General features: G+C 35.9%; 12 protein-coding genes. 4 read left to right on the forward strand and 8 right to left on the reverse strand.

All coding sequences use genetic code 11. The features are described from left to right. Nucleotide 1: 1 nt before the first annotated feature. Entirely contained in the window at nt 2-871 is an 870-nt protein-coding gene (locus LBQ60_00005) for a PHP domain-containing protein (GenBank protein MDR2036282.1), read from the forward strand. A 202-nt stretch (nt 872-1,073) separates the two neighbouring features. On the opposite strand, the gene fumC is transcribed toward LBQ60_00005, so the two are convergent. After that, nucleotides 1,074-2,474, reverse strand: a complete 1,401-nt coding sequence (gene fumC, locus LBQ60_00010; GenBank protein ID MDR2036283.1) for a class II fumarate hydratase — start codon at nt 2,472-2,474, stop codon at nt 1,074-1,076. A 218-nt stretch (nt 2,475-2,692) separates the two neighbouring features. Between fumC and LBQ60_00015 the strand changes: the two genes are divergently transcribed. The 3 genes from LBQ60_00015 to LBQ60_00025 are packed head-to-tail and all read left to right on the forward strand — an operon-like array spanning nt 2,693 to nt 5,718. Then, on the forward strand, nt 2,693-3,529 hold the full coding sequence (locus LBQ60_00015; protein ID MDR2036284.1) for an endonuclease/exonuclease/phosphatase family protein: 837 nt from the start codon (nt 2,693-2,695) through the stop codon (nt 3,527-3,529). Nucleotides 3,530-3,538: 9 nt separating this feature from the next. Continuing rightward, nucleotides 3,539-4,111 carry a sigma-70 family RNA polymerase sigma factor gene (locus LBQ60_00020; GenBank protein ID MDR2036285.1) on the forward strand — a complete coding sequence of 191 codons (573 nt, stop codon included), beginning with the start codon at nt 3,539-3,541 and terminating at the stop codon, nt 4,109-4,111. After that, the gene (locus tag LBQ60_00025; protein MDR2036286.1) at nt 4,108-5,718 is read left to right on the forward strand and encodes a carboxypeptidase-like regulatory domain-containing protein; all 1,611 of its coding nucleotides are present in this window, start codon (nt 4,108-4,110) and stop codon (nt 5,716-5,718) included. Before LBQ60_00020 ends, LBQ60_00025 begins: the two co-directional genes overlap by 4 nt. Before the next feature lie 8 nt (nt 5,719-5,726). Here LBQ60_00025 and LBQ60_00030 read toward each other — a convergent pair whose 3' ends face one another. The 7 genes from LBQ60_00030 to LBQ60_00060 all read right to left on the reverse strand — a co-directional run bounded on the left by LBQ60_00030 (nt 5,727) and on the right by LBQ60_00060 (nt 13,934). Then, nucleotides 5,727-6,431, reverse strand: coding sequence for an O-antigen ligase family protein (locus tag LBQ60_00030; protein ID MDR2036287.1), 705 nt, complete (start codon nt 6,429-6,431; stop codon nt 5,727-5,729). Nucleotides 6,432-7,476: 1,045 nt separating this feature from the next. Continuing rightward, nucleotides 7,477-8,475 (reverse strand): NAD-dependent epimerase/dehydratase family protein, encoded by a 999-nt coding sequence (locus LBQ60_00035; GenBank protein MDR2036288.1) that lies wholly within the window; start codon nt 8,473-8,475, stop codon nt 7,477-7,479. Beyond that, nucleotides 8,476-9,702, reverse strand: coding sequence for a glycosyltransferase family 4 protein (locus LBQ60_00040; GenBank protein MDR2036289.1), 1,227 nt, complete (start codon nt 9,700-9,702; stop codon nt 8,476-8,478). Then, the gene (gene wecB, locus LBQ60_00045) at nt 9,674-10,798 is read right to left on the reverse strand and encodes a UDP-N-acetylglucosamine 2-epimerase (non-hydrolyzing) (protein MDR2036290.1); all 1,125 of its coding nucleotides are present in this window, start codon (nt 10,796-10,798) and stop codon (nt 9,674-9,676) included. Before wecB ends, LBQ60_00040 begins: the two co-directional genes overlap by 29 nt. A 56-nt stretch (nt 10,799-10,854) precedes the next feature. Beyond that, nucleotides 10,855-11,970, reverse strand: a complete 1,116-nt coding sequence (locus tag LBQ60_00050) for an NAD-dependent epimerase/dehydratase family protein (protein MDR2036291.1) — start codon at nt 11,968-11,970, stop codon at nt 10,855-10,857. A gap of 33 nt (nt 11,971-12,003) precedes the next feature. Then, on the reverse strand, nt 12,004-13,020 hold the full coding sequence (locus tag LBQ60_00055; GenBank protein ID MDR2036292.1) for a polysaccharide biosynthesis protein: 1,017 nt from the start codon (nt 13,018-13,020) through the stop codon (nt 12,004-12,006). An 8-nt stretch (nt 13,021-13,028) separates the two neighbouring features. Further along, on the reverse strand, nt 13,029-13,934 hold the full coding sequence (locus tag LBQ60_00060; GenBank protein ID MDR2036293.1) for a glycosyl transferase: 906 nt from the start codon (nt 13,932-13,934) through the stop codon (nt 13,029-13,031). Nucleotides 13,935-13,948 lie beyond the last annotated feature (14 nt).

Genomic DNA, 13,948 nt, shown 5'->3' on the forward strand with positions numbered 1-13,948 from the left:
TATCCACTCCCAATTCAGTAGTGACGGTGAATTCGAAGTTGCCCGGATCGTCGAAAGATGTATCGGGCAAGGTATCGATATCTTTTCTATTACCGATCATAATTCTGTAAAAGGGATTAATCCGGCCATCTCTCTTATCCGTGAAAATCAGCCCGACTTTATCCCGGGAATTGAAATCGACTGCAACTATGAAGGAATTGATCTTCATGTGTTGGGTTATAATATTGACTGGAATTCTGCCGATTTCCTTAAACTGGAAGAAGATATTTCATCCAGAATAATGGATTCGTTCGGCCAGATGATGGTAAACCTGAATCAACTGGGATTCGTCATCGATACCGCATCAGTGCTTGCCCGTGCCAAAGGGAAGTTGCCGACGGGTGAGTTGATTGCCGAAGTAATGCTCTCTGATGAAAAATATGATTCCCCATTGCTGGCGCCATACAGAAAGGACGGTGAAAGAGGCGATATGCCCTATATCAATTTTTATCTGGATTATTTTGCACAGGGAAAACTGGCATTCGTTCCCATTGAATACATGTCTTATGCCGACACCATCCAAATGATCAGGGACAACGGCGGAACACCTGTTGTAGCACATCCGGGATTGAACCTTAAAGGACGGGAAAACACTGTTGAAGAACTACTCGAGAAAGGCGCCGAAGGACTGGAAGTTTTTAACAATTATCACGATATGGAACAAATTAATTATTTTGCTTCGGTCGTGCAAAAACGAAATGGCCTGATGACCTGTGGAAGCGATTTTCACGGGAAAACAAAACCATTGATCCAAATCGGACAATTTAAATTCGACGATCGTTTTGAAGAATATCTGAAAAGCTCCATACTGCAACTGAAAATTATCGTCTAGTTTCTTTCATCATTGCACCGGAACAATAGCTAAAAATCGAATTTTACGAACAAAATTCCTTAAACCTATTGATTATTCTTTTTAAATAAATACAGCTTTATAGTAGCATCTTAACTGATGTTATTAATATAACGAATATTATTCAATAAAAAACCGTCCTTCTTATAATAGAAAAGGACGGTTTTTGTGGATGATAAAGCTATTAATTTATTTTTCCGACCATTTTAGATGGATCTACCCATTGATCGAATTCTTCTGCAGTGAGGTAACCCAGCTCCACTGCTTTTTCTTTTAATGTTTTTCCTTCTTTATGTGCTTTCTGGGCAATTTCAGCTGCTTTGTAATAGCCTATTTTCGGATTCAAGGCAGTTACCAGCATTAATGAGTTATCCAGATGTTTTTTGATATTGGCTTCGATGGGTTCAATTCCTACAGCGCATTTATCGTTGAAGCTGACACATCCTTCTCCGATCAGGCGGGCACTGTGCAGGAAATTATAGATCATCATGGGTTTGAATACATTCAGCTCAAAATGCCCGGTAGCACCGCCGATATTGATAGCCACGTCATTACCCATGACTTGTGCAGCGATCATGGTCAGCGCTTCACATTGGGTAGGATTTACCTTTCCCGGCATAATGGATGATCCCGGTTCATTATCCGGAATATGTAATTCTCCGATACCTGAACGGGGACCTGAACTCAACATACGGATATCATTCGCAATCTTCATCAGGCTGACAGCTACGGTTTTTAAAGCACCATGTGCTTCAACAATCGCATCATGAGCTGCCAATGATTCGAATTTATTAGGTGCCGTAACAAATGGAAGTCCGGTCAGTTCGGCTATCTTTTGGGCCACATTTTCGGCATAGTTTTCAGGGGTATTGATTCCCGTACCTACAGCTGTTCCTCCCAAAGCCAGTTCCGAAAGATGAGGAAGCGTATTTTTAATGGCTTTTAATCCATGATCCAGCTGGGCTACATAACCGCTGATCTCCTGTCCGACAGTCAAAGGAGTGGCATCCATAAAATGCGTACGGCCAATCTTCACCACCTTCATGAACTGCTTGCTTTTTTCAGCGAGTGTGTTCCTGAGTTTTTCGATGCCCGGGATCGTGGTTTCCAGTAACATTTTATAGGCAGCAATATGCATAGCTGTCGGAAAAGTATCATTGGATGACTGGGATTTGTTTACATCATCATTGGGTTGCAGAAACTTTTCTTTGTCGGTAAGCTTTCCTCCGTGAAGAACATGACCACGGTATGCTACCACTTCATTTACATTCATATTGCTCTGTGTTCCGCTTCCGGTTTGCCATACAACTAATGGAAAGTAATCATCCAGTTTACCTTCCTGGATTTCGTCACAAACTTTACCAATTAAATCACATTTTTCTTTCGGCAATACTCCGGCCTCGAAATTGGTTAACGCAGCGGCTTTTTTTAAATAACCGAAAGCCTTAATGATCTCTTTAGGCATCCGGTTAATGTCGCGGGCGATTTTAAAATTCTCCACACTTCGTTGTGTCTGTGCACCATAATAAGCATCGATAGGTACTTTTACTTCGCCCATCGTGTCTTTTTCTATGCGATATTCCATGTTCTATAAATTAAAAAGTTTGATTTACGATATTTGAATGACAAAGGTAATCAATTTTGATGATCGCCTTTTGATTGTTGGGGATAATACTTTATTTTTGCCTGTATCACTTTCAATCATTCAATGCAATTTATTGTTTTCATAAATTGCATTGATCAAATTGATTACGGTTATTAAATGTAACATTAATTTATCGGAATTATTTAAATGATCCCAACATGGCAAGAATTTTATTATCGATCTGCGTATGCCTGGTGTGTACCGGGTTATCCGCACAGAAGAAACAGGAAATACGGGTGGCCAGTTATAACCTGCGTATGGATACCTCCAGAGATGGCATTAATGCATGGCCCAACAGGAAAGATCATGTAAATGCATTAATCTTGTATCATGACTTTGATATTTTCGGTACCCAGGAAGGTTTTATCCATCAATTGAAAGATATCCTCGAAACCGGGATTTATTCTTATTCGGGAGGCGGCCGTGATGACGGGAAAGAAGCCGGGGAACATTCGGCCATCTTTTATAAAAAAGACCGGTTCAAGTTGTTGGATTCCGGTAATTTCTGGCTGAATGAGACGCCCGACAAACCGGGAGTAGGCTGGGATGCTACCTGCTGTAACCGGATCTGTTCCTGGGTGAAACTGAAAGACAATCATACACGCAAAGAATTTTATTTTTTCAATGTTCATTTTGATCATCAGGGAGTGGAAGCTCGCAAAGAATCCGGAAAACTGATGGTGAAAAAAATACAGGAAATTGCAGGAAAATCTCCGGTGATTTGTACGGGCGACTTCAATTCAACACCCGAAACCGAGCAGATAAAAGCCATGCAGACATTATTGAACGATGCCTATGACGTAACTGTAATGCCTCCTTATGGTCCGGTAGGAACATTCAATAGTTTTAAATTCGATGCACCTATGAAGAGCCGTATTGATTATATTTTTGTCAGTAAACAGTTTACAGTACTTAAATATGCCGTCCTGACGGATGCTAAAGACCAACGTTATCCGTCCGACCATCAACCGGTAGTGGCCGATTTGAAATTTTAGGCATAAAGAATGATGTTCTTCAAACACAAAGTATCCAACATATCTGATGAAGAACTGTTGAGGCTTTTTGTCACGACCGGCCGTACGGAATATTTCGGACAGCTATATCACCGGTACATTCCGCTGGTATACGGACTGTCGTTGAAATATCTGCGGCATGCTGAAAAAGCCGAGGATGCAGTCATGCAATTGTATGAAGAACTTTCTCACAAAATTGCCAGGTATGAAATCAAACAATTTAAGACTTGGTTGTATCGTGTAGCAAAAAACCATTGTTTACAAATATTGAGGAGAGAAAAACAGGAAATCTCCATTGATTTTGATGTTCCGGTTATGGAATCGGAATCATTTTTGCATCTATTTAATGAAAATATAGATGAAGAACGTTTTCAGGCACTTCAGGGATGTTTGAAACAATTACCCGAACCGCAGCGTATCTCTGTTACCCAATTCTTTTTGGAGGAGATGTCATATGCCGATATCGTGGATGTTACCGGATATCAGTTGAAAAGTGTCAAGAGTTATATCCAGAATGGAAAACGGAATTTGAAGATTTGTATTGAAAAAAAAATGGCCGGATGAATTTGTTTCATTACATACAGGGAAAGCGAAAAGGAAAGGCAGCCCATCGTATCGAGCGGGAAGCCATGCAGGATCCTTTTCTTGCCGAAGCACTGGAAGGATATGATGTTGTTCCCGGAGAACATAGTACTGCCATAGAACGCATGCAGCAACAGGTCATGCACTCCGGACCATCAAAAAGCAGGAGCATTTTATTATGGACCAGTATGGCGGCAAGTATTTTACTTATTTCGGGTATCGGCTGGTATTTGTTACGTTCCGATTCTTCCGATATTCCTACGCTTTCGATATTGGATTCAATACCACAGAGCGAATCTCCTGCGCCGGCCAAAAGCATTCTCCAATTAGAATCGGAATCACATCCTGATGTACAACTAAAAAAGTCCGTTCCTCCCTCCGCCTCATCTCCGGTGCTCAATATAGTGGAAGATATGTCGGTGACTGATGATCAGTTAGCATTGGAAGAAGAAATAGTTGTTGCTGAAGTATCAGATTCTTTTGATAAGGAGAAATCTGAATTATCAGATGAAGTTGTGGTTGTGGCATCCGGAAAACAAAAAAAGGAAAACGTCATCGATGCGGTAACATCAATTAATCCCGAAGACATGAAAGCGCCTTCCCGCGACCTTACCATTGAACAGGCAGGACGGGTAGCCGGAAAAATCGTTTACCAGCGTAGCAATGAATCTGACTCCGATAATGCTGACTTCTTTATACGTGGTCTCAAGACGTTCAAGGCCGATTCCGGCGCTTTGGTACTGGTTGACGGATTGAAAAGTGACTTGAGTCAGGTAGATCCTGCCGATGTTGAAAGTTTCGCGCTGCTGAAGGATACCTCAGCAACAGCCTTGTATGGTGTAAGAGGTGCCAACGAAGTGATACTGATAACGACTAAACAGGCTAATCTTCCGGCATCAGCCCGAATACGCGATACGGTTAAAAATGCCTCCGAATCTGTTACTGGTAAAATAATGGCCAATACAGAAAAGAGATCCATCTTAACAGATAAAGGTCTATTAAAGGTACGGGGAAAAGTGGTGGATGAATTGGGAGAAGCACTACCCGGAGTAAGCATTGTTTCTGCAGATCAAAAAACAGGTACTGTTACAAATATTGATGGTGAATTTGCATTAACCGTACCAGATAGTACCACAATTCTGGCAAGTTTTATCGGATATGAACTCCGGCAAATGAAAGCCGACACTTCCATGCTAATAGCTCTGCATGAATCCGAAACTCAATTGGATGAAGTAGTAGTGGTGGCATTCGGTACTCAGAGGAAAAAATCGGTGATAGGCTCTACGGAAAAGGTCTCTTCAAAAAAGGAAAAAGAGGAACAAGCAGTCATTCCGGAACCAGTAATTGGAAAACGAGCCTGGAAAAAATACCTTGAAAAAGAATTGATACGTCCCACTGATGAAGTGTGCGCTAACATTAAAGGAAAAGTAGTGGTCCGTTTTTATGTAAACGAATCCGGCCGGCCATACAACTTACAGGTTATTGAAAGTTTATGCCATACTTCTGATCAGGAAGCCGTACGTCTCATCAATAATGGAAGTAATTGGACGGTAGGGAATGCTTATGTTGATGTAGAAGTAATTTTTTAGACAGGCAGTTATTGATTGACCTGTTCATTTAACTTTTCGTTACGGTCTCCCAATCGTTGTTTTTGTGTCGCCACCAAAAAGCATAACCAAAAAGTAAACGGGACAATCCCCTTGAAGGTAAATAACGCTGATTCCGTCCAAAAAAATAAAACATAAATAGTCAGGAGTGATAATAACAAATAGTCTTTGTATCGAATGGACAGATATAACATCCATCCGAACAACAAAAGAAGAATAAGAATTCCGGGAATCCCGAATTGTACCATATTCTCCAGATATTGGTTATGAAACTGATTAAAAGAATATGGTGTTTCAATCCCTAATAGTTCTTTTGTGTCTTCAGACCGGATTAACGGGCTAACATAACGAGTTCCCCAGCCCAATATGGGTTTTTCCTTAATAGCTTCTACGGCTATAGTCCTTAAATCCTTGCGAATAGGATCCTGAAAGCGGTCGTCTACTTTTGGAAATTTGTAGATGAACAGACAAAGAATAATCACACCTAAACCAACCAATCCCCATTTAAGAATGGGTTTTAGCCTACAATAGAAGAAATAAGCGAAAAATAACAGGAACGGAATAATCACCAATCCTATTCGTGCTCCGGTTAGCACAGTAAATATAACGGGTAACAGAACACCCAAACACAATTCAACGATCGTAATTTCTTTTTTATCCTGAAATCGTAAATAAAAAGCAATGGGTATAGCCATTATTATTATAGTACTAAAATAAGATGGGTGAGCGTGTGCTGGCCATATCAATAGAATTGATGCATATAATTTGCTATCTCTATATAGCGTATTCCAATCAAATTCAGGAATAATCGTGATATATGATAGCAACCCAAATCCACAAAAAGCGATTATAATCCAGATAAAAAGGCGTAATAATAACATGACATTTTTTGTAGAGAAAGAAACTATGCTGAATAAGAAGGGAAATAATACGAAAGGAATTGTGGTGTCCAGCCGTTTAATTCCATTTTGAAAATCGCTTGTATATATTAGGCCTATGATATTTAGAAAAAACAAACCAGAAAGGATATAAAAAATGGGGTGCCATGTAAGGTTTCTGGGTCTATTTTTTATATAATAGATTATTATGGTTAGAGCCATGATTATCATGCCCCAAGTGTTATAACTAATCTTTAAAGGAAGGGTAATAAGAAAAATACCTATTCCCATGATAGGAAGAAATTGAGAAAAGGTATGGCTGTATAAAAAAAAAAGTAAAAATAAAAATAAGCTACCGACAAAAAAAAGACGGAAGAGATATTGAAATCCAATGGGATTAGAATTATAAAATGTGAGAGGACTAAAAGCGACTGTAGATAATCCATCATCATTAGCAATTAAGCAACATTGATTGTCCACGAGCCTAACAGTTTCATAAATATTCCCACTACCTGTTATTGCATCATACATCTCATTACCAGACACCTGCACCGTATTCTTGATTTGAATTTCACGCATGCAAATTTCGCTATCCTCCTGTATAAAATATAGTTGTATCCAAAGTAAATTTACCCATTCTTCTTTAGGTATAAAAAAAATAATTTCTTTTGTTATGATGTCGTTAGTTGTTGGTAGGATTTCGATCATTCTAGGTTCGAACCTATCATTATCAGGATTAGGGTATATGTATATTAAAACTGTTTTATTTTCAGGAAAATCTCCAATTATTGATATTTCGTATTCACCATAATTGCATGAAAATAAAAAAAATATGCTAAATACACATAATATTAGTGTGTACCTATTCTGAAATAAATGTGATATCATCAACTTTTTCGTGTAAAAACTCAAATTTAATCGTCCGTTCTAGACCTTCCGATAAAGTATATGGAGCACTAAAACCCAAATCACGAACTTTAGATGCATCAAATTGAGTTGTTGCACAGAATTTTTTTACTCGAACACTGCTTATTGAAAGCTTTTTTGAAGTTATCTTCGACAAGAGATCAAAACAATACCCTCCAAACATTCCTAACCAATAAGGTAACTTTATTGAGGGAATTTTTCGCCCCAAAGATTTCCCAACTACATCTATTAATTCATTTGTAGTTAGATCAGGTTTGTCAGCATAATTATAAAGACAATACCCTGTTTGTTTGCTTTCAATTGTATATTGCATAAAATTAACAATATTTTCAACATAAGCCATTGATTTTTTATTATTGCAATGACCTATTTTCAAAAATAATCCTGAAGCAATTTGTTTTAATAAATTATAAACATTTCCCCTGTTACGTTCACCAAAAACAACAGTAGGCCTTATAATTGTTAACATTTTTTGATCACTCTCATTTCTATACCATGCTCGTAAATGTTCTTCAGCCTGAAACTTTGTTTTACCGTAATGATTGAATGGGTCAGTTGAATGTTCCTCATTTGGATTATTTTTATTCAATCCATATACCGCGACAGAACTAGTAAATATAATTTTTTTCACACCACATTTTTCCATTGCATGGAGAACATTAAGAGTCCCTTCTACGTTAACATCATAATAAAGTGATACTGGAGCCACATCATCACGATGTTCTGCGGCAAGTAATATTACTATATCTTGTCCTTTTAATAACTCTTCAAGCCTATTCTTTTCTCGAACATCCGCAACAGTCGTAATCTCTGGGTAAAAAAGACTATCCTTTTTATCAATATTCAAAAGAGAATAATTACTATCCTGTTTTAGTAACCCTATAAGTCTAGTTCCAATAAACCCAGATCCACCAATAATACAAATATTTTCCATTTATAAAACTGTATCAAATTGTTTCATAATCTTCTTCTTCGAAAAAATGTTTTCTGCACAAATACGTGCATTCACACCTAATTGAAAAGCTATATCAAAGTACCTTTCATCAACATTGTTAAAAAACTGCACTAACTCATCATCATAATCACTAAATGACCATCCAATATTATATTTCAGAATATATCTATCAATTTCACTTCCAGATTCTCCAATATATAATATCGGTTTTGCTGCTGCTAATATATTATAAAATTTTGAAGGGACACCAAGTCCATACATATTTGGGGATAAAGATATCAAAGCCACCTGACATGAATTTAAAAATACTTCCTGTTGATCTCGAGAAAATGACTCACCAATCATAACATTAAGATTATCTTTCGTTAACTCTTTTAGTCTTTCTTTATAAGCCCCTTCACCCAAAAAAATAAAATAAACCAATGGATTTTTCACTTTATCAATAATTTCCGATAATTTATTAAGTCCTTGAACCCTCCCCATATTCCCAGCAAAAAGAAATACAAATTTATTTTCTACTCCCCATCTTTTCAGATGGGTGTCATCTTTTGGAATTGGCTTTATCTTATCTATATCACTCCAATTGGGAATAACAATGATTTCTACAGTTTTTTTATTTTTCTTCCTAATTTTTTTTTCTAAAACTTCAGCCATATCCGAACCTATTGCAATTAGTCTATTGGCCCTTCTGTAGGATCGATTAAATATTTTTAATAAAAATCGATACAATATGGAAGTTTTTTTTGAAATAATTCCTGCAGCAATCGAATTTTCCGGAAATATATCATGAACTAAAATGGATAAGTTACTTTTTTTCAAACGGGCAATCCATGTAAAAAAAATCAAAAGTAATGCAGGATTTGTGACTATTAAAACATTTTCTCTTTTTCGAGCTTTAAATAGAAAACATAAGCAAAGGGCCATACTTATTCCTATCATTCTAACAATTCGTTTCCAAAAGATATTTTTATTAAAATTGAAGATATTAATTCTATGAATAGTTATTCCAGGTAAATGATCATCAGATTTAGTGTAATTTACAGATTCATAGCCTTTAGGTCCACATAATACATGAACATCTCTGGTTAGGCTCATTGATTCAGCGATCTCGGTCAAAATAGCTGCTGTTGATGATTGTTCCGGATAAAACAATTCAGAAACAATCCACAATCTTGGTTTATTCAAACCAAACCTTTCTTTTGACATAATCTGTATATGATAATATTATTCGTACTATCTTATCTGAAACATTAGGTATATTATAGTCCGATACTTTTTGAAATTCAGTATTACTATCATTTTCCAGTTGGAACAAACCTTGTATTATCCTCTCAGGATTTAAGCCTACCATCATTACGGCAGCTTCTTCCATTGCTTCAGGACGTTCGTGTGCTTCGCGGATATTAAGTGCAGAAAACCCCAGTATAGAAGCCTCTTCTGAAATGGTGCCACTATCTGAAAGTACTGCTTTTGCATTAACTTGTAATGATATGTAATCACTTAATGACAATGGTTTCATTAACCGTATCAAAGGGTCAAATTGTATCTTTTGATTTTCAATTACTTTTCTGGTTCGAGGATGTGTAGAAACTATGATTGGGAACTTATATTTTTCAACAATTAAATTCAATGCAACTATCAAATTTTTAAAATTTTGTATATCTGCAATATTCTCTTCGCGATGAGCAGATACTACAAAATATTCCTTTTCATTTAAATTGAGATCAGTTAAAATGGTTGATGTTTTAATTTTAGGCATATAATTATGTAATACTTCAAACATTGGACTACCCGTTTTTATAATCCTATCTGCAGGAAATCCCTCATTTAAAAGATACGCTCGTGCAATACTGCTATAGGTAAGATTAATATCACTAATATGATCTACAATTTTACGGTTTGTTTCTTCCGGAACTCGTTGGTCAAAGCAACGATTTCCAGCTTCCATGTGAAAAATAGGAATGTGACGTTTTTTTGCAGGAATCGCGCATAAGCAACTGTTGGTATCTCCTAATACTAGAAATGCATCGGGTTTTTCTTTTTCTAATATAGGATCTATCTTTATTAATATATGACCAATAGTTTCAACAGCATTACTTCCAGCAGCATCCAGAAAATAATCCGGCATACGAAGTCCTAAGTCATCAAAAAAAATCTGATTCAACTCATAGTCATAATTTTGTCCTGTATGTATCAGCACATGTTCAATAACCGGGGACAAATCTAATTTGATCAGAACCCGTGATAATCGGATTATTTCCGGACGCGTTCCTACAACTGTTATTACCTTCAATTTTTTCATCGCATTTATTTCCTACAAAGGTACAGTTGATAGTTGATATGAGCAAATTCTTAATTCTAAACTGGCTCAAAATACGTATCAGAATCATTCGGATCAAACTGTTCATTTATCCAAAATAATGTTAAAAGATTGCCTTGACCAACGTTAGTAATGTTATGGGTATACCAAATAGGCATATCTATATATGTAGGAACTTCATGTGAAACATGAAATTCTAAAATTTCACTTGTTCCAATTTTACGAATCTGAATTCTTGCACTTCCTTGAATTATAATGAAACGTTCTATTTTACGTGTATGGTAGTGATTTCCCCGGGTAATTCCAGGTTTTGTTACTGAATATGAAACCTGTCCACCCGCATATAGCTTTATAGCTTCTACAAATGATCCTCGTTCGTCTTTGTTTTCCTGTAACAGACTTGGAAAATATTTTTTGATATCAATATATGAACGAAATGTGTTAAACAAATTCAATTTGAACGAAGATAATAGATCAGGGATTATCCCGTTAATATAATATTGTTCTTTATAAATGTTCAGGAGTTCTAATACTTGAGATACTTTCTTTTTAACAGAAGGGGGTATAAGTAATTCTTCCTGACTCTTATTTGAGAAAATAACCTGGTATATACACTCAACCAACTCTCCAACATAAATAAGTTGTAACACACCATCTGTATCTATTATAGGTACCTGTCCATGAGTTAATTGATAGCAAAAAGTGGCAACTACTGAATTATAATAAGGAGTACCAAAAGGACCAAAAACATTTGGAATAACGAGTCCGGTAAATAATGATTGATGTTGTCTGGCCCATAAACTGAAAAGTTCCCGGCCTTTATGTTTTGATTTTCCATACAAATTATCTCTTTCTTCCTGTATAGATGAAGAAAATATAATATGAGGAGTAACTTGCATCCTATCTAATGCATTAATTAACTGGTGAACAAGATTTATATTTGTTTGGTAAAGTTTTTCCTGATCATCACACCGATTAACTGCGGCTAAATGAACTATTACATCACATTTAGCCACAAAATCATTTAACAGGTCCGGATTATCAAAATAAGTATCTTTAAATGGAACAACTTCAATTTCCTCTTTTATTTTCAGGTAATTAAAAAGATAAGTTCCAATAAATCCTGCCTGCCCGGTAATACCTACTTTCTTCATATTTTTTAACTGGTATTTGAATCCTTCCAGGAATCAGTTAAATTTTATATCATCAGCAATAAAAGACAACTTTAATAGTAATTGTTTCATCTCATCTATACTTAACTGATATGTATTATGGGAATGATAATCGTCTATAATAGATACTTTCTCCTGTCCCTCAACAAAATATTGGTCATAATTTAAGTCCCTTGCGTCACATGGAATCCTGAAATATTTTTCCAGGCTCTCTGATTTAGCCATTTCTTCCCTGGTAACAAGCGTTTCATAAAGCTTTTCTCCATGTCTTGTACCAATAACTTTTATCTTGCTTTCTGTCTTATATAATGTAATTAATGCTTGTGCCAATACCTCAATGGTTGCAGCCGGTGCTTTTTGGACAAAAAGATCCCCATTGTTTCCATTTTGAAAAGCATACAAAACAAGATCTACCGCATCATCTAATGTCATCATGAAACGAGTCATATTCGGATCTGTTATGGTTAAATCTTTTTCATCTTTTATCTGATTGACAAACAAAGGAATGACCGAACCTCTGCTGGCCATTACATTCCCATAACGGGTACAGGAAATTATAGTTTCAGCATTATTGCCAAGAGATCGGGCCTTAGCAATAGCTACTTTTTCCATCATTGCTTTCGAAATTCCCATGGCATTGATTGGATAACATGCTTTATCTGTACTTAACACGACGACACGTTTCACTCCATGTTGTATCGCTGAATCAAGTACATTTTCCGTACCTAATACATTGGTACGTACAGCCTGCATAGGGAAAAACTCACAAGATGGGACCTGTTTAAGTGCTGCTGCATGGAAGATATAATCCACTCCATCCATAGCCCCATCAATGGAACGTTTATCTCGAACATCTCCAATATAGAATTTCACTTTATTACTTTGAAGCTGATGACGCATATCATCCTGTTTTTTTTCATCACGGGAAAATATACGGATTTCTCTTATATCTGTATTTAAGAAGCGTTTAAGCACTGCATTCCCAAAAGATCCTGTTCCTCCGGTAATCAAAAGAATTTTATCAGTAAACATTATATTTTTTATATTATGTCCTTTTCATATCCATTATATCTCTTATTTGATAAAAAGTAAAATATATTTCGAATAAAATTTATATTTTTAAAAATAGATTTTATTTTAGAATATAAACGCTCATATATTTTTCTCCTTTTTACTATATAACCATCTATATCAACACATAAATACGTTTTACATACATTTTTGTATCTTTTCATAAAAGCATCAAAAATAATATTTTTAATACTAACTGAAAGATCATAAGTTACCGTTCTCAATATTAATTTTTTATTTTCAAGGCTTATACTGGTACCATGAAAATGAAAAAAAACAATGGAATAGCTCTTTTCATTAAACATGAATTGATAATTGTTCTGAAATCTGTATTGATTCATGTTCCATGGAGCTACCCCAATCCCTCTATCTTCAAATATATAAACATTTCTAAATTTTGAAGGAAACATATCTAAATATTTTTGATCACCATACCTTCCATTTTCATAACGTGCATAACACCATTCAATACAAGAATCTTTCCACCATTTTAAAGCAGCCATTCCATCTTTGTCATTTTTAAAATAAACAAATTGAACACAGTATTTTCCTGCCGGATCTTCTTTAGGTGTAAAGTGCTCTGTAATAGCTATAGATGCATTTACGCTTTCAATAGTATCAAATGCAATTTTAGGCGAATTAAAAAACATGAGATCTGCATCAATATATGTGCAATGTTCCAAGTTAAAATTCCGGATTGTATGGTAAATCGCAGAAGGTCCACAAGTCCAACAATATTCAGCACGATTACGAGTAGGTTTTACATCCAATAGTTCTTTTGTTTCAAGTTCTTTCAACGAAATAACACTCATTTTAGGTAGACGCAATTTCATTAATTTCTGATAACATTCATCATCAAAAGCATATACATACATGTGAAAATTATTAC

The sequence above is a fragment of the Bacteroidales bacterium genome, assembly GCA_031275285.1.
In the GTDB taxonomy this organism is placed as follows: domain Bacteria; phylum Bacteroidota; class Bacteroidia; order Bacteroidales; family UBA4181; genus JAIRLS01.